The sequence below is a fragment of the Blastococcus mobilis genome (assembly GCF_900188025.1).
GTDB classification, from domain to species: domain Bacteria; phylum Actinomycetota; class Actinomycetes; order Mycobacteriales; family Geodermatophilaceae; genus Blastococcus_B; species Blastococcus_B mobilis.
Map to the genome: position 1 here is coordinate 158,867 of NZ_FZNO01000009.1, position 15,800 is coordinate 174,666.

Genomic DNA, 15,800 nt, shown 5'->3' on the forward strand with positions numbered 1-15,800 from the left:
CGCGAGGCCGGCAGACGCGGGACGCCCTGCGAGGCGGACCGAGGAGTGGGGGCCGGAGGCTCCCGCGACCGAGGGGCGGGCTGGCTCAGCGCAGGCCGGGACGGCACGTGGCCGCGGTGCGGTCCGGAGGACCGCGATCAGGCATGGTCGCCGCCGCGCAGCTGGCTGACGACGTGGGGGAGCAGCGGACCCAGGACGACCAGGGCGTCGCGGACGCCGCCGGTCGACCCCGGCAGGTTCACGATCAGTGTGCGGCCCGCCGTGCCGGCGAGGCCGCGGGAGAGCACCGACGTGGGTACACCCTGCTCGGCCCCGTACCGGCGCACCGCCTCGGCGATGCCGGGTGCGTCGCGCTCCAGGACCCGGCGCGTGGCCTCGGGGGTGACGTCGGTGGGGGACAGTCCGGTGCCGCCCGTGGTGAGGACGACGTCGAAACCCACGTCCACCGCGGCGCGCAGCACCGCCTCGAGCTCCTCGACGTCGTCGGGCCGCACGTGCGGGCCCTCGACCGCGAAGCCGAGCTCGCGCAGGCCGGCGGCCAGGGTCTCCCCGCTGCGGTCCGCGTAGACACCCGCGGCCGCCCGGTTGGAGGCCGTGACGACGACGGCCCGCGCGTTCGCCGGCAGCTCGGTCGTCACCGCGTCCAGTCCCCGCTCTTGCCACCGGACTTCGCCAGCAGACGGATGTCGGTGATCGCAGCCCGCGGGTCGACGGCTTTCACCATGTCGATCATCGTGAGCCCGGCGACCGCCACCGAGGTGAGCGCCTCCATCTCGACCCCGGTGCGGTCGGCGGTGCGGGCGGTCGCGGTGATGTCGATGCCGTCGTCGGTCACGTCGACGTCGACGGTGACGCCGTGCAGGGCGATCGGATGGCACAGGGGCACCAGGTCCGGCGTCCGCTTGGCCCCGGCGATCCCGGCGATCCGCGCGACGGCGACCGCGTCCCCCTTCGGCACCCCGCGCCCCCGCAGCAGGTCGATCACCTCGGGGCTGACCAGCACCCGGCCGGCAGCGGTCGCCTCTCGCGCGGTGACCGGCTTGGCGCTGACGTCGACCATGCGGGCGGCCCCGCTCTCGTCCACGTGCGTCAGGCGTTGCTCGTTCACTGCAGCGCTCCTTCGATCAGCACGACGTCGACCTCGGCGCCGGCGGGCAGTTCGGTGACGTCCTCGGGGACCACCACCAGGCAGTTCGCGCGGGCCAGGTGGGCGACCAGGTGCGAGCCGGGACCACCCACCTGGGAGACCCGGCCTCCGTCGTACCGGCCGCGCAGGAACTGGCGCCGTCCGGCGGGGGAGCGCAGCGCCCCGGCCAGCCGGGCCGGCACGTGCAGCCGGTCGGGGGAGGTGTGCCCGAGGGCGCGCCGCAGTGCGGGGCGGACGAACACCTCGAAGGAGACGAACGCGCTGACCGGGTTGCCCGGCAGGGTGACGACGGGCACGCCGTCGACCGTGCCGGCGCCCTGCGGCCCGCCCGGCTGCATGGTCACCTTGACGAACTCGACGGTGCCCAGCTCGCGGAAGGCGTCCTTGACCACCTCGTAGGCGCCCGCGCTGACGCCGCCGCTGGTGATCAGCAGGTCCGCGGTGGCCAGTTCGGCGCGGACGGTGTCGAGGAACTGGTCGACGTCGTCGGGCACGAAGTGCAGCCGGCGTGCCTCCCCGCCGGCGTCCTCGACCGCGGCGACCAGCAGCTGGGAGTTGGACTCGTAGATCTGCCCCGGCAGCAGCGGCTGTCCCGGCGCGACGAGCTCGCTGCCGGTGGACAGGATCAGGACGCGCGGCTTCCTGCGCACGGGCAGGGACGTGACGCCCACGGCCGCGGCCAGCCCGAGCTGGGCGGCACCGAGCGGGCTGCCGGCCTGGAGGGCCGTGGTCCCCTGCGTGATGTCCTCGCCCGCGGCCCGGAGGTGGCTGCCGGCGGGGGGAGCGTCCCGGATCTCCACGACGTCGGTGCCACCGTCGGTCAGCTCCACCGGGACGACGACATCGGCGCCGGGCGGCAGCGGGGCGCCGGTCATGATCCGGTGCACGGTGCCCGGCGCCAGCGGGACGACGTCGGTCCGCCCGGCCGGGATGTCCTCGGCGACGGTGAGCCGGACAGCTGCCCGGGACGCGCCCGCCACCTCGGCCCAGCGGGCTGCGTAGCCGTCCATCGCGGAGTTGTCGAAGCCAGGAAGCGCGACCCTCGCGGCGACGTCCCGGGCCAGCACGCGGCCGTGGGCCGCGGCGAGGGGGACCTCCTCCTCGGGGAGGGGAGGGAGCAGCGCGGCGACCACTGCCTGGTGTTCCTCGACCGTGCGCACGGGGCACATCCTGACCGATCGACCCCGGGCCGGCCCCCTCGGTGCCGTCCACGACCGGAGGGATCACGGATGGCCGACGTCGTCGTCCTCGGGCAGGTGGGCCGGGAGCTGGTCCTGCGCATCGAGGAGATCCCCGCGTCCGGGGGCTCCGCGTCGGCCAGCGGCCGTCGCGAACTCCTGGGCGGCAAGGGGGCCAACCAGGCGGTGGCGCTCGCCCAGCTCGGTGTGCCCGTTGCGCTCCTCGGCGTCGTCGGGGACGACGGCCCGGGTCGGCAGGCCCGCGCCCAGGCCGCCGAGGACGGTATCGACGTCTCCTGCGTCGTGGTCCGGCCGGGCGCCGACACCGCACTCCTGCTGGACCTCGTCGACGACGGTGACTGCAGGCTGGTCCTGCACGTGCCGTCCGAGGCCCTCCTGACGCCGGCGGACGTCGCGGCCGCGGCCGGCCAGCTGAGCACCTGCCAGGTGCTGCTGGCCCAGTTGCAGCAGCCGGGGGACGCGGTGCAGGCAGCCCTGGAGGGCCTGCCGGACTCCACGGTCGTGGTCACGGACGGCGCCCCTGCCGACGAGGCGACCCGTGCGGCCGTACTCGGTCGCGCAGCCGTCCTCCGTGCGGAAGCGCCGGAGGTCGATCGCCTCGTCGGCCGGTCCCTCACGGGGGTCGACGACGTGCGTGCGGCCGCTGCCGACCTGCTCGCGGCCGGTCCGCGCCTGGTGGCACTCGGCGTCGAGGGAGCCGGGGACCTGGTCGCCTGGCGGTCCGGACCGACGCTGGGAGTCGATGCGCTGGACCTCGAGATCGATCCCCGCTGGGCCGACGGCGACGTCCTCGTGCCGCACCTGGGGGCGCGGCCGGTCGATCCGACCGGTGCCGGCGACGCCTATGTCGCCACGCTCGCCGCGACCCTGCTCGGCGGCGCCGGTCCCGAGGATGCCACCTGGGCCGCCTCGGCGGCCGCGGCGGTCACCGTCGCGCACGCCGGCGGACGCCCGGAGTTGGACGCGGAAGCGCTGGGCGAGATCGTCCGCCGGCACAGGATCGCTGAGCATCCCGGCTAAGGTCCGGTCCTACGGGTCCGAGGGTGGGAGGAACACGTGGCCGAGATCGACCGGATGCTGCTGGCGAACGAGGAGTGGGCGAGTCGGTTCCCGGGTGCGCTGGCCGCGCGCCCGGCCCGCGCCGTGGCCGTCGTCGCGTGCATGGACTCCCGCATGCCGCTGTTCGGGCTCCTGGGCCTGGCGGTCGGTGACGCCCACGTCATCCGCAACGCCGGTGGGGTCGTCACCGACGACACGATCCGGTCGCTCACGATCTCCCAGCACCTGCTCGGCACCCGCGAGATCGTGCTGGTGCACCACACGGAGTGCGGCCTGGAGGCGACCACCGAACAGGCCTTCGCCGATCAGGTCGAGCAGGCGACCGGCCACCGGCCGCCGTGGCCGGTGCGCGCGTTCAGCGATGTCGACGCCGACGTCCGGGAGTCGATGAGGCTCCTGCGGGAGAGCCCCTACCTGCTCTCGCACGAGGTCCGGGGCACCGTCTACGACGTCGCGACGGGCCGGCTCCGCGAGGTCGTCTGACCGCTCCCAGGCGCCCGGGCCCGTCCCCGGGGGCGGCGTGCCGTCAAGGGACGCGCCGAGGGTGGGACGGGGAAGTCCGACCTTGGACATGCGTGTGCGGTCCGTCACAGATACCGTCCGACTGCCGCGATCACGGCGCGTGTCCAGACGAAGACGGAGAAGTAGATGCGCAGATCTGGAGGGCGACTTGGTCGCCTCCTCGTCGGTGCCGCGGTCATCACCGCGACCGGCATGAGCGTCCCAACGGCGGCCACCGCCGCCCCCGCGGGGACGACGGGCGAGACGGAGAACTACCTCGTCCTCTTCAAGGGTTCTTCCAGCCCCCGTGACGCCGAGTCGATCGTCACTCGGGCCGGTGGCACCGTCGTCGCGAACTACGCCGAGATCGGCGTGCTCGTCGCGCGGAGCAACAACACCGCGTTCGACGAGACCGTCCGCGCCAACGACAAGGTCGAGGGTGCGTCGGCGACGACCGACTTCGCCACGCGACTCGAGACCGTCGAACCCGACCAGGATGGGGCACCGTCCGGGCCGCAGCCCGGCGACCTGCCCAACGCTCCCGCGACCGACGCGGACACGTTCTCGCCCCTCCAGTGGGACATGCGGCAGATCCAGGCGCCCGAGGCCCACGCCATCACCGGCGGCAGCGAGGCGGTCGTCGTCGGGACCATCGACACCGGCGTCGACTACCGGCACCCCGACCTTCGCGCCAACATCTCCGACGCGCACAGCGCCAACTGCCTCGGCGGCAAGCCCGTGCCGGGTGCGGCGGCGGCCGACGACGACAACGGGCACGGCACGCACACGGCCGGGACGATCGCCGCGGCCTCGAACGGTAAGGGCATCGTCGGCGTCGCGCCGAACGTGCAGATCGCCAGCATCAAGGCCGCTACCGCGGAGGGCTACTTCTTCGTGGAGGCGGTCGTCTGCGCGTTCATGTGGGCGGCCGAGCAGAAGATCGACGTGACGAACAACAGCTACTTCGTCGACCCGTTCCTCTTCAACTGTCGCAACGACGAGGAACAGCGGGCTATTTGGAAGGCCGTGCAGCGCGCCGTCCGCTACGCCATGCAGGAGGGCGTGACGGTGGTCGCCTCGGAGGGCAACAACTCCGAGGACCTCTCGCACCCGTCGCAGGACCGCACCAGCCCGGACTACCCGCCGGGCAACGAGGTGGAGCGCGAGGTGACCAATGCGTGCGTCGTCCTCCCCGTGGAGCTCCCCGGGGTCATCGGCGTCACGGCCACCGGCAGCACGGTGCAGGACACCAGCGCCGGCCAGTACCCGGACAACCTGAAGTCGTTCTACTCGAGCTACGGCGTGAGCACCGCCGACGTGGCGGCGCCGGGCGGTGACTCGGTCTTCTTCACGCCGGACTCGGTGAACGGCCGGGTGCTGTCGACGTATCCCGCCAACCAGCCCTGCACGCGCAGCAAGCAGGAGCCGACGGGTGAGCCGACCTACCCGGTCGCGACGTACTGCTACCTGCAGGGCACCTCGATGGCGGGTCCGCACGTCGCGGGCGTCGCCGCGCTGGTGATCAGCCGGTTCGGCGACCTGGAGACCCCGCAGAACGGAAAGCTGCGGCCGACCCAGGTGGAGCAGCTCATCCAGCAGACAGCGGACCCGCAGTCCTGCCCGGAGACGCTGCCGGCCCGCTACGAGACCGTCGGTGCCGGCTCGGAGAGCGGTACCCCGCCCACCTGCCAGGGCGGCGACGGGCACACGTCCTGGTACGGGACGGGCCAGGTCGACGCGCTCGCCGCGGTGACCAACGACAGGTCCAACGGCTGACCTGAGGTGGATGGGGGAGGGGCCGGCCGCGTCGCGGCCGGCCCCTCGTCCGTCCGCGGGACGGCCCCCGCCCGGCGGCTGGTATCGTGACCCGCTGGCGCGCGCAAGCCGGCTGGTGCCCGCGTGTCGCAACGTCTCCCGTGCTCGGCGAGGCGAACCCACCAGCCATCCCGACGACGAAGAGGACACGAGCGCCGTGCGCACGTACACCCCCAAGCCCGGCGAGATCGCCCGGGCCTGGCACGTCATCGACGCCACTGACGTGGTGCTCGGTCGACTGGCCAGCCAGACCGCGCAGCTCCTGCGCGGCAAGCACAAGCCCCAGTACGCCCCGCACGTGGACGTCGGTGACTTCGTCGTCATCGTGAACGCGGGCAAGGTCGCGCTGACCGGTTCCAAGCGGGACGACAAGCGCGCCTACCGGCACTCCGGCCACCCCGGTGGTCTGAAGACGATCAACGTGGGCGACCAGCTGCGCACCCACCCCGACCGCGTCATCGAGCGCGCGGTCAAGGGGATGCTGCCGCACAACACCCTCGGACGGCAGATGCTCTCCAAGCTCAAGGTGTACGCCGGCCCCGAGCACCCCCACGCTGCGCAGCAGCCCCAGACCTTCGAGATCAAGCAGGTGGCCCAGTGACCCACGCCGCGACCCTGACCGACGCCGACGGGCGTCCCATCCAGACGGTCGGCCGTCGCAAGGAGGCCATCGTCCGCGTGCGGCTCCTCCCGGGGACCGGCCAGTTCAAGCTGAACGGCCGCAGCCTCGAGGAGTACTTCCCGAACAAGGTGCACCAGCAGCTCATCCGTGAGCCGTTCGTGATTCTGGAGAAGACCGAGCAGTACGACGTCGTCGGCCTCCTCAAGGGTGGCGGCGTCACCGGCCAGGCCGGTGCCCTGCGCCTGGCGATCGCCCGCGCCCTGATCGAGGTCGAGGCCGACGACCGTCCGGCCCTGAAGAAGGCCGGCTTCCTCACTCGGGACGCGCGCGCCACCGAGCGCAAGAAGTACGGCCTGAAGAAGGCGCGCAAGGCGCCTCAGTACTCCAAGCGCTGACCCGCACGTCGTTGGGTCGTCTGTTCGGGACCGACGGCGTCCGAGGTCTGGCCAACGCAGACCTCACGCCGGAGCTGTCCCTGTCGGTGGCACGTGCTGCCGCCGGAGTGCTCGCCGACCGCGACGGGACCTCGCGTCCCGTCGCGGTCGTCGGGCGTGACCCCCGCGCCAGTGGGGAGATGCTCGAGGCCGCGGTGGTCGCCGGGCTGAGCAGCGCGGGCGCCGAGGTGCTGCTGGCCGGCGTGGTGCCCACCCCCGCGCTGGCCCACCTCACCGCCGACACCGGCGCCGACCTCGGCGTCATGATCTCGGCCAGTCACAACCCCATGCCCGACAACGGGCTCAAACTCTTCAGCCGCGGCGGGCACAAGCTGCCCGACGCTCTCGAGGCCGCGATCGAGCGCATCGTCCTCAGCGGCTCCTCCGACGGCCCCCGGCCGACCGGTGCGGCCATCGGCCGGGTCCGCGCCCTGCCCGACGCCGCCGAGCGTTACGCCGACCACGTCCTCTCGACCGTGGACCAGCCGCTCACCGGCCTCCGCCTGGTCGTCGACTGCGCGCACGGCGCCGCCGCCGCGACGGCTCCGGACATCTACCGGCGGGCGGGCGCGACCGTGCACGCCATCGGGTGCGAGCCCGACGGCTGGAACATCAACGACGGCATCGGCTCGACCCATCTCGGACCGCTGATCGAGGCGGTCCGGGCGCAGGGTGCCGATCTCGGGATCGCCCACGACGGGGACGCCGACCGGTGCCTCGCCGTGACCGCCGAGGGCCAGGTCGTCGACGGCGACGCGATCCTGGCGGTCTGCGCGCTGGCCCTGCACGAACGCGGCGCGCTCAAGGACGAGACCGTCGTCGCCACGGTGATGAGCAACCTCGGCTTCCACCACACCATGCGCGACGCCGGCATCGCGGTGCACACCACGGCCGTCGGCGATCGCTACGTGCTCGAGGCGCTGCGCAGCCGAGGGCTGAGCCTCGGCGGTGAACAGAGCGGGCATCTCGTCTTCCTGGACCACGCCACCACCGGCGACGGCCTGCTGACCGGCCTGGCTCTGCTCTCCCGCATGCGCTCCACCGGGGCCTCGCTGGCGGAGCTCGCCTCGGTGGTGCGCCGCCTGCCGCAGACGCTGATCAACGTGCCCGTGACCGACCGGATGGCGGTCTCCGAGAGTGACGAGGTCGCCCAGGCGGTCAACGCCGTCGAGGAGGAGCTCGGAGCGACGGGCCGGGTGCTGCTGAGGCCTTCCGGTACCGAGCAGCTGGTGCGGGTCATGGTGGAGGCGCCCACCCAGGAGCAGGCCGACGAGGTCGCCACCCGCCTGGCCGAGGTCGTCGCCGCCGTCCGGTAGGCGACGGCACAGGAGTGACGCAGCGGCTCACTGTGACAGGGGTCGGCTCCTGTGGCGGTGTCGCGCACAGCACGACGGCGTCACCGTGTCCCGGACGGATCGGTTCGCCCCGCCGGTACTCTGGGCCCAATGTGCGGAATTGTGGGTTACGTAGGTCCCCGGGACGCCCGGGACGTGGTCCTGGAAGGACTGCGGCGGCTCGAGTACCGGGGCTACGACTCGGCAGGCATCGCGGTCGTCGCTGACGGCACGCTGACGTCGGCCAAGAAGGCCGGGAAGCTCGCCAACCTGGAGAAGGTGCTGGCCGACCAGCCACTGCCGGCTGCCACGATCGGGATCGGGCACACCCGCTGGGCGACGCACGGCGGCCCCACCGATCGCAACGCGCACCCGCACCTGTCGGCCGACGGCACGGTCGCGGTCATCCACAACGGGATCATCGAGAACTTCGCCGTACTCCGTGCCGAGTGCGAGAGCAGCGGTGTGGAGTTCACGTCCGACACCGACACCGAGGTCACGGCTCACCTGCTGGCCGCCGCCTACACCGCCCTTCCGGAGGGTCCCGGCCGCCTCGCCGAGGCGATGCGCACGGTGTCCCGCCGCCTGGAGGGCGCCTTCACGCTCGTGGCCACCTGCGTCGCCGAACCGGACACGGTCGTCGCCTCCCGGCGCAGCAGTCCGCTGGTGGTGGGTGTCGGCGACGGGGAGTACTTCCTCGGGTCCGACGTCGCCGCCTTCATCGGGCACACCCGCGAGGCGCTCGAACTGGGCCAGGACCAGGTGGTCGAGATCGACCGCACGCGCGGGGTCACGGTCACCGACTTCCACGGCGCCACCGTCCAGCCCACGGCCTACACCGTCGACTGGGACGCCGAGGCCGCCGAGAAGGGCGGCTACGACTGGTTCATGCTCAAGGAGATCGCCGAGCAGCCGCGAGCCATCGCCGACACGCTGCTCGGGCGGCTGGGCGCGAACGGCGGCCTGGTCCTCGACGAGGTGCGCCTCTCCGATCAGGAGCTGCGCGACATCGACAAGATCTTCGTGGTCTCCTGCGGCACGTCCTTCCACGCCGGCCTGATCGCCAAGTACGCGATCGAGCACTGGACCCGCATCCCGGTCGAGGTGGAGCTGGCCAGCGAATTCCGCTACCGCGACCCGGTGCTGGACCGGTCCACCCTGGTCGTGGTCATCAGCCAGTCGGGCGAGACCATGGACACGTTGATGGCCCTGCGCCACGCCCGCGACCAGAAGGCCCGCGTGCTGGCCATCTGCAACGCCAACGGCTCCACCATCCCCCGTGAGTCCGACGCCGTCCTCTACACCCACGCCGGGCCCGAGGTGGCCGTCGCCTCGACCAAGGGCTTCCTCACCCAGATCGTGGCCTGCTACCTGGTGGGCCTCTTCCTGGCCCAGGTGCGCGGCGTGAAGTACGAGGACGAGGTGGCGGCGATCGTCGCCGACCTGCGCCGCCTGCCCGACGCCGTCGCCGAGGTCCTCGCCGGCATGGACGCGGTGCGTGAGCTCGCCCGCGAGCTGGCCGACGCGAACACGATCCTCTTCCTGGGCCGTCACGTGGGCTACCCGGTCGCACTCGAAGGGGCCCTGAAGCTCAAGGAGCTGGCCTACATCCACGCCGAGGGCTTCGCGGCGGGTGAGCTCAAGCACGGGCCGATCGCGGTCGTCGACCAGGGGACGCCGGTGATCGTGGTGGTGCCCTCCCCGAACAGCCGCGAGTCGGTGCACGGGAAGGTCGTCTCCAACATCCAGGAGGTCCGCGCCCGCGGCGCCCGCACGATCGTCATCGCCGAGGAGGGCGACGAGGCGGTCGTCCCCTTCGCCGACCACCTCATCCGCGTGCCCCGGCTTCCCACCCTGCTGGCGCCGGTGGTCACCGTGGTGCCGCTGCAGGTGCTCGCCTGCGAGATCGCCGACACCCGGGGTCTGGACGTCGACCAGCCGCGCAACCTCGCGAAGAGCGTCACCGTCGAGTGAAGGACCCCTCTGCCCCCCACCGCTCGCAAGCTCGCGGCGGGGCCCTGCAGAGGGGCCGCTCCAGCACGTCACCAGGCAGACTGACCCAGTGATCATCGGGGTGGGCATCGACGTCGTGCCGGTCGAGCGCTTCGCCGAGTCGCTCACGCGTACACCGGGCCTGCGCGACCGGCTGTTCACCGCCGCGGAGCAGTGCACCCCGAGCGGCAACCGGCGCACGGGGGAGTCGCTGGCCGCCCGGTTCGCGGCCAAGGAGGCGCTGGCCAAGGCCCTCGGTGCGCCCGGCGACCTGCACTGGCACGACGCCGAGGTGACCGTCGGCGAGCACGGCCGGCCGCACCTGGAGGTCCGCGGGTCGGTGGCCGGGCGGGCCGCGCAGCTCGGCGTCTCGATGTGGCACGTCTCGATGAGTCACGACGGCGGGATCGCCTCCGCGGTCGTGGTCGCCGAGGGCTTCCCGCGCGCGGCGGACGTCACGTGACCGGCCTCCGCAGGGCGCGCGGAGAAACGGCCGCACGGCCGACGTGCGCCGGCGAGGAGGAGTCGTGATCGGCCTCTACACCGCCGAGGAGATCCGGGCCGCCGAGGAGCCGCTGCTGGCGGAGACCCCGCCCGGAACGCTCATGCAGCGCGCGGCGACGGGCCTCGCGACAGTGTGTGTGCGCCTACTCCACGGTGTGTACGGCCGCCGGGTCGCCCTGCTCGTGGGAACCGGCAACAACGGCGGCGACGCGCTGTACGCCGGCGCCCGGCTGGCGGCCCGGGGAGCGCGGGTCACCGCCGTCCTCCTGGACGCCGAGCGGGCCCACCCGGCCGGCCTGGCCGCGCTGCGCCGGGCCGGTGGCCGGGTGCGCCGTGCCGAGGGGCCCGACGTCCGCGACCTCGTGGCCCGCGCCGACCTGGTGCTGGACGGCATCCTCGGCATCGGGGGCTCGGGCGGTCTGCGGCCCGTCGCAGCGGAGCTGAGCACGGCGGCCGCGGAGGGCGCGGGGCTCACCGTCGCCGTCGACGTCCCCAGTGGCATCGACGCCGGCACGGGCGCGGTCGACGGCGCCGCCTTCCCGGCCATGCACACCGTCACCTTCGGGGCGGTCAAGCTGGGGCTGGTCGTGGGGGAGGGGCGAGCCCATGCCGGTCAGGTCCACCTGGTCGACATCGGCCTGGAGCCGCACCTCCCCGCGGCCACCGCCCATCAGCTCACCGACGCCGACGCCGCCGCCCGGCTCGCGCCGCCCTCGGCGACCGACGACAAGTACTCCCAGGGCGTGGTGGGCATCGTCGCCGGCTCGACCACCTACCCGGGTGCCGGTGTGCTCTGCACCGGCGCTGCGCTGCGCACCCGCCCGGGGCTGGTCCGGTACGCGGGCACCGCCGCCGACGGCGTCCGGGCCGCGTGGCCGGAGGTGATCGTCACCGACGGCCGCCCCGGAGACGCCGGCCGCGTCCAGGCCTGGGTGGTCGGTCCCGGCATGGGCACCGACGCTGCCGCCCGCAGCGCGCTGGACGAGGTGCTGGCGACCGATCTGCCCGTGGTCGTCGACGCCGACGCGCTGACGCTGCTGGCGGAGGACCCCGGACCGGTACGGGGCCGGAGCGCGCCGACGCTGCTCACGCCGCACGACCGGGAGTTCGCCCGCTTCGGTGCGGAGGTGGGCGCCGACCGGGTGGCCGCCGCCCGGCGCCTGGCCGCGGACCTGGGGTGCGCGGTGCTGCTGAAGGGCGAGGCCACCGTCGTCGCCGATGCCGACGGGGCAGCCTTCGTCAACGGCACCGGGACGCCGTGGCTGGCGACGGCGGGTACTGGCGACGTCCTGTCGGGGATCGCGGGCGCGGTCCTGGCGACGGGACCGAGGGCGGTCGAGGCGGGGGCGGTCGCCGCCCACCTGCACGGGCGCACCGGGCAGCTGGCCGCGCAGCGCGGGCCGCTGGTCGCCGGCGACCTCGTGCGCCGGTTGCCGGAGGCGGTCGGCCGGGTGCGCGGGCTGCGACCGGACCGCCTGGGAGACTCGGAGGCGTGACGAACCCACCCGCGCGCGCCGAAGTCGTGATCGACCTGGACGCGATCGCGGCCAACACCGCGGTGCTGCGCGAGCGGGTCGCGCGCCCCCTGATGGCCGTGGTCAAGGCCGACGGCTACGGGCACGGCCTGGTTCCGGCCGCCCGCGCGGTGCTCGCCGGCGGAGCGGACTCCCTCGGTGTCGCCGTCCTGGAGGAGGCCCTCGCGCTGCGCGCGGCCGGGATCACCGCGCCGCTGCTGGCCTGGCTGCACGCCCCCGGTACCGACTACGCCGCCGCACTGACCGCCGACGTGGACGTGTCGGTCAACGCCGAATGGGGGCTCGAGGAGGTCGTGGCCGCAGCCCGCGCGACCGGCCTGACCGCGCGCGTCCACCTCAAGGTCGACACCGGGCTCTCCCGGGCCGGCGCCACCCCCGCCGAGTGGCCCGGTCTGGTCGCCGCCGCGGCCCGTGCCCAGGCCGACGGCGAGATCGCCGTCGTCGGGCTGTGGAGCCACATGGCCTACGCCGACGCCCCCACCCATCCGACCATCGGGGCCCAGGTGACCGTCTTCGAGGAGGCCGTGGCGCTGGCCCGCCGCGCCGGGCTCACCGGCGCCCGGCTGCACCTGGCCAACTCGGCGGCGACGGTGGCCCTGCCCGCCACCTGGTACGACCTCGTCCGCCCCGGCATCGCCCTGTACGGTCTCGACCCCCTCGGCGGGAACCCGGCCGACCACGGGCTGCGTCCGGCCATGACCGTGCGCGCAGCCGTGGCGCTGACCAAGCGGGTGCCGGCCGGCGTCGGCGTCTCCTACGGCCACACCTACGTCACGCAGACGGAGACCACGCTCGCGCTGATCCCCGTGGGCTACGCCGACGGAGTGCCCCGTGCCGCCGGCAACCGGGCGCCCGTGCTCGCGGGCGGCGCACAGCGCACCATCGCGGGACGCGTGTGCATGGACCAGTTCGTGCTGGACGTCGGGGACTCTGCCGTCCGGGCCGGGGACGAGGTCGTCCTGTGGGGGCCGGGGGACCACGGCGAGCCCACCGCGCAGCAGTGGGCCGACGCCGTCGACACCATCCACTACGAGCTGGCCACCCGGGTCGGCGGACGCTTCACGCGCCGCTACGTGGGCTCGGCCGGAGCCGTCTGATGGGGCGGTCGAACCCCCCGGCACCGCAGCACTCCCGCGGGCGCACCGCCGGCGTCGTCGGGGCCCTCGTCGGCCTGGCGGCGGCGGGAACGGCGGTCGGCGTGACGGTCGCCCGTGTCGCCGGACGCCGGGTGCGCGCAGCGCAGCTCGGTCCCGCGGCGGCCGTGGCGGAGGAGCGCGCGGCCGCGCAGCTGCGCACGGCGGACCCGCTGGGCACCGCCGCCCGTGCGGCCGACCGGACGGCGCTCGTGCAGGCCGACGACGGCGTGCTCCTGTCGGTGGAGGAGATCGGGCCCCGCGACGCGCCGCTGACGGTGGTGTTCGTGCACGGCTACACGCTCTCCATGGGGTCGTGGGCCTTCCAGAGGCGCACGCTGGCCGCCGAGCTGGCCACGGCCAACGGTCACCGACCGGACGCGCGGCTGGTCTTCTACGACCAGCGCGGCCACGGTTCCTCCGGCCGCGGACGGCCCGAGCGGTCGACCATCGAGCAGCTGGCCGGCGACCTGGCCACGGTGCTGGAGACGCGAGTGCCGCGCGGGCCGGTCGTCCTGGTCGGTCACTCGATGGGCGGGATGACGATCATGGGGCTCGCGGCGCTTCGGCCGGAGCTCTTCGGCCCGAGGATCGCCGGCGTCGCGCTGATCTCCACGTCCAGCGGCCAGCTGGCCGAGCTGAACTTCGGCCTGCCCGAACTGCTCACCCGCGTGCGGGCGGCGGTCTTCCCGGTCGCGGCCTGGACGATGCGCCGCCGCCCGGCTCTGGCCGAGCGCACGCGGCGCCTGGCCGCCGACCTGGTCTCGGTGGTCACCCGGTCGCTGTCGTTCGCCTCCGCGGACGTGGACCCGGCACTGGGCCGGTACGTGGACGCCATGATCGCCGGCACGCCGGTCGACGTGATCGCGGAGTTCTACCCGGCGCTGGCGGGGATGGACGAGATCGGCTCGCTCGAGCCGCTGCGCGCCGTGCCCACGCTGGTGCTGACCGGCGACAAGGACAAGATGATCCCCAAGGAGCACAGCGACCTCATCGTCGAGCGGCTCGGGCGGGGAGGGGAGGCCACGGCCGAGTACGTCGTCGTCCCCGACGCCGGGCACCTCGTGCTGTTGGAGAAGCCGGACGAGGTGAGCGGTGCACTGACCGCCCTGCTCCGGCGGGTGGCCGCCGACCTGTCGGTCGCCCCGTGAGGTCCGCACCCGTCGACGCCGGGGCGCTCGCGGTCGCCCAGACCGCTGCGGCCGCTCCGGATTGGCAGACGCTCGCCGAGGTCAACCGACCGTGCGTCGCCTGCCCCGAGCTCGCCGCCACCCGGCAGCACGTCGTCGTCGGGGACCTGCCGCTGGTCGGCCGGCCGCGATTCGCGCTGGTCGGTGAGGCCCCGGGCGCGCAGGAGGACGAGACCGGCCGGCCGTTCGTCGGCCGCTCCGGCGCGCTGCTGGACGAGCTCCTGGCCGAGGCCGGACTCGACCGCGCGCAGGCCGCCGTCCTGAACGTGGTGAAGTGCCGGCCGCCGGGCAACCGGACACCGAAGGCGCCGGAGGTCGCCCGGTGCAGCGGCTGGCTGCGCCGGCAGCTCGAGCTGCTGGACCCTCCGGTGGTCGTGGCACTCGGCCTGTCGGCCGCGAAGTGGTTCCTGGGTCCGCGGACCGTGCTCGCGCAGGTGCGCGCCCGGCCGCACGAGATCGAGGGGCGTGCCGTCTGGGCGACCTACCACCCCTCGGCCGCGATCCGGTTCGGGCCGAACGGCGCCCCGCGGGCCGGGCTGCTGGCCGACCTGTCCGCCGTCGCACGGACGTTGCGGTGAGACGCGACCACGTCCTGCCCACGCCGGAGGACACGCATGCCCTGGGCCGGGAGCTGGCCGAGGTTCTGGCGCCGGGTGACCTCGTCGTCCTCGTGGGTCCGCTGGGCGCGGGGAAGACCGCGCTCACCCAGGGCATCGGCGCCGGGCTCGGCGTCCGGGAGCCGGTCACCTCGCCGACGTTCGTCATCTCCCGCGTGCACCGGGGCGGACGGGTGCCCCTCGTGCACGTCGACGCCTACCGCCTGGGCGGCGTTGCCGACGTCGACGACCTGGACCTCGACGCCTCGACCGAGGAGTCGGTCACCGTCGTCGAGTGGGGGCAGGGCCTGGTCGAGCGGCTGGCCGACGAGCACCTGGAGGTCCGACTGGACCGCCGCGACGACGACGTCCGGACGGCGGTGCTGCTACCGCATGGCCCCGGCTGGGAGCAGCGGCTCGAGGGCGGCTGATCACCACCTCGTTGTTCCGCGAGCGGAGGAGCCAGTTCATCATTCGACGTGCCGGGCCGGCTCCGCCATGACACGCCAGCGTCGCGATCGAGGGTCTCACCGTCCCCGTGTGCCACCGCGGTCGGTGGGGGAGGAGAACGTGGGTGTCGACTCCGATAGGAGCCGACGGTCCTAAGAGCTCCCGCCAGTAGGTCAGCGGATGCGTGGTGATTTGGGCGGGTGTCCCAGCGGTAGAGGCGCCACGCGGCCCGGCATAGCGCACGGACGGTGACGATGGCGGCGGCCAGGGCTAGATAGGCGTCGACGCA

Annotated in this window: 16 protein-coding genes and 1 pseudogene; 13 read left to right on the plus strand and 4 right to left on the minus strand. The window is 74.0% G+C overall.

From position 1 onward, the window contains the following. Positions 1-137 precede the first annotated feature (137 nt). The 3 genes from CHB94_RS10410 to moeA are packed head-to-tail and all read right to left on the minus strand — an operon-like array spanning position 138 to position 2,307. Positions 138-638 (minus strand): MogA/MoaB family molybdenum cofactor biosynthesis protein, encoded by a 501-nt coding sequence (locus CHB94_RS10410; protein ID WP_089336488.1) that lies wholly within the window; start codon positions 636-638, stop codon positions 138-140. Beyond that, on the minus strand, positions 635-1,108 hold the full coding sequence (gene moaC, locus CHB94_RS10415; protein WP_089336489.1) for a cyclic pyranopterin monophosphate synthase MoaC: 474 nt from the start codon (positions 1,106-1,108) through the stop codon (positions 635-637). The genes CHB94_RS10410 and moaC overlap by 4 nt, the downstream gene beginning before the upstream one ends. Continuing rightward, positions 1,105-2,307 carry a molybdopterin molybdotransferase MoeA gene (gene moeA / locus CHB94_RS10420; protein WP_089336490.1) on the minus strand — a complete coding sequence of 401 codons (1,203 nt, stop codon included), beginning with the start codon at positions 2,305-2,307 and terminating at the stop codon, positions 1,105-1,107. The genes moaC and moeA overlap by 4 nt, the downstream gene beginning before the upstream one ends. Positions 2,308-2,376: 69 nt before the next feature. Between moeA and CHB94_RS10425 the strand changes: the two genes are divergently transcribed. The 13 genes from CHB94_RS10425 (at position 2,377) to tsaE (ending at position 15,492) form a co-directional block, all read left to right on the plus strand. Next, on the plus strand, positions 2,377-3,366 hold the full coding sequence (locus CHB94_RS10425) for a PfkB family carbohydrate kinase (RefSeq protein WP_089336491.1): 990 nt from the start codon (positions 2,377-2,379) through the stop codon (positions 3,364-3,366). Positions 3,367-3,402: 36 nt separating this feature from the next. Continuing rightward, positions 3,403-3,888 carry a beta-class carbonic anhydrase gene (locus tag CHB94_RS10430; protein ID WP_089336492.1) on the plus strand — a complete coding sequence of 162 codons (486 nt, stop codon included), beginning with the start codon at positions 3,403-3,405 and terminating at the stop codon, positions 3,886-3,888. Between the two features lie 231 nt (positions 3,889-4,119). Further along, the gene (locus tag CHB94_RS10435) at positions 4,120-5,682 is read left to right on the plus strand and encodes a S8 family peptidase (RefSeq protein ID WP_176445497.1); all 1,563 of its coding nucleotides are present in this window, start codon (positions 4,120-4,122) and stop codon (positions 5,680-5,682) included. A 196-nt stretch (positions 5,683-5,878) separates the two neighbouring features. Next, a complete protein-coding gene (gene rplM, locus CHB94_RS10440; protein WP_089336494.1) occupies positions 5,879-6,322 on the plus strand; it encodes a 50S ribosomal protein L13 in 444 nt (147 codons plus the stop codon). Further along, on the plus strand, positions 6,319-6,738 hold the full coding sequence (gene rpsI / locus CHB94_RS10445) for a 30S ribosomal protein S9 (RefSeq protein ID WP_089336495.1): 420 nt from the start codon (positions 6,319-6,321) through the stop codon (positions 6,736-6,738). Before rplM ends, rpsI begins: the two co-directional genes overlap by 4 nt. Positions 6,739-6,749: 11 nt before the next feature. Further along, positions 6,750-8,093 (plus strand): phosphoglucosamine mutase, encoded by a 1,344-nt coding sequence (gene glmM, locus CHB94_RS10450; protein WP_089336496.1) that lies wholly within the window; start codon positions 6,750-6,752, stop codon positions 8,091-8,093. 141 nt (positions 8,094-8,234) lie between these two features. Next, a complete protein-coding gene (gene glmS, locus CHB94_RS10455) occupies positions 8,235-10,085 on the plus strand; it encodes a glutamine--fructose-6-phosphate transaminase (isomerizing) (protein WP_254920555.1) in 1,851 nt (616 codons plus the stop codon). A gap of 88 nt (positions 10,086-10,173) precedes the next feature. Continuing rightward, positions 10,174-10,566, plus strand: coding sequence for a holo-ACP synthase (locus CHB94_RS10460; RefSeq protein WP_089336498.1), 393 nt, complete (start codon positions 10,174-10,176; stop codon positions 10,564-10,566). A gap of 64 nt (positions 10,567-10,630) precedes the next feature. Continuing rightward, positions 10,631-12,103 carry an NAD(P)H-hydrate dehydratase gene (locus CHB94_RS10465; protein WP_089336499.1) on the plus strand — a complete coding sequence of 491 codons (1,473 nt, stop codon included), beginning with the start codon at positions 10,631-10,633 and terminating at the stop codon, positions 12,101-12,103. After that, the gene (alr, locus tag CHB94_RS10470) at positions 12,100-13,239 is read left to right on the plus strand and encodes an alanine racemase (protein ID WP_089336500.1); all 1,140 of its coding nucleotides are present in this window, start codon (positions 12,100-12,102) and stop codon (positions 13,237-13,239) included. The genes CHB94_RS10465 and alr overlap by 4 nt, the downstream gene beginning before the upstream one ends. Next, positions 13,239-14,426, plus strand: a complete 1,188-nt coding sequence (locus CHB94_RS10475; protein WP_089336501.1) for an alpha/beta fold hydrolase — start codon at positions 13,239-13,241, stop codon at positions 14,424-14,426. Before alr ends, CHB94_RS10475 begins: the two co-directional genes overlap by 1 nt. Beyond that, positions 14,423-15,043: a uracil-DNA glycosylase gene (locus tag CHB94_RS10480; protein WP_089336502.1), complete on the plus strand. Its 621-nt coding sequence runs from the start codon at positions 14,423-14,425 to the stop codon at positions 15,041-15,043. The genes CHB94_RS10475 and CHB94_RS10480 overlap by 4 nt, the downstream gene beginning before the upstream one ends. Continuing rightward, positions 15,040-15,492, plus strand: coding sequence for a tRNA (adenosine(37)-N6)-threonylcarbamoyltransferase complex ATPase subunit type 1 TsaE (gene tsaE, locus CHB94_RS10485; protein WP_089336503.1), 453 nt, complete (start codon positions 15,040-15,042; stop codon positions 15,490-15,492). Before CHB94_RS10480 ends, tsaE begins: the two co-directional genes overlap by 4 nt. A 212-nt stretch (positions 15,493-15,704) precedes the next feature. Here the strand turns inward: tsaE and CHB94_RS24480 are convergent. Further along, a pseudogene (locus CHB94_RS24480) lies at positions 15,705-15,800 on the minus strand (IS5/IS1182 family transposase); the annotation flags it as partial.